The 441-nt window shown below is 72.8% G+C and carries 1 protein-coding gene; it reads right to left on the bottom strand.

Annotated elements, in window-relative coordinates:
- Nucleotides 1–424 (bottom strand): GNAT family N-acetyltransferase (locus LPA54_RS39085; RefSeq protein ID WP_228985145.1); only part of this gene is annotated, 424 nt, incomplete at its 3' end.
- Between the last annotated feature and the right edge of the window lie 17 nt (nucleotides 425–441).

The following is a 441-nucleotide window of genomic DNA, read 5'->3' as shown; positions in this document are numbered from 1 at the left end:
CCCTGGCGACGGCGGCGATGTGCTCCAGCAGGGCGGAGGCGACGCCCCGGCCCTGGTGGGCGTCCTGCACCAGGAAGGCGACCTCGGCCTCGTCGGCCTCCGCGCCGGTCGCGGGCCGCCCGCCGACGCCGATGCGGTCGTAGCGCACAGTGCCGATGAAATCGTCGCCGACGGCCGCCGCGAGCCCGACCCGGTCCACGAAGTCGTGGTGGGTGAAGCGGTGCACGTCCTTGGCGGACAGCCGCGGGTAGGGCGCGAAGAAGCGGTAGTACTTCGACTCGTCGGACACCTGCTCGTAGAAGCTGACCAGGCGCTCGGCGTCGTCGACGGTGATGGGGCGGATGCGTGCGGTGCCGCCGTCGCGCAGCACCACGTCGGCCTCCCAGTGGGCGGGGTACTCGTGGCGGTCCGACGAGGTCTGCATGCGCCCCAGAGTACGGC

Origin of the sequence: Streptomyces sp. DH12 (genome assembly GCF_020873895.1) — a bacterium.
In the GTDB taxonomy this organism is placed as follows: Bacteria; Actinomycetota; Actinomycetes; order Streptomycetales; family Streptomycetaceae; genus Streptomyces.
This window is presented reverse-complemented; position numbering and strand designations above follow the sequence as displayed.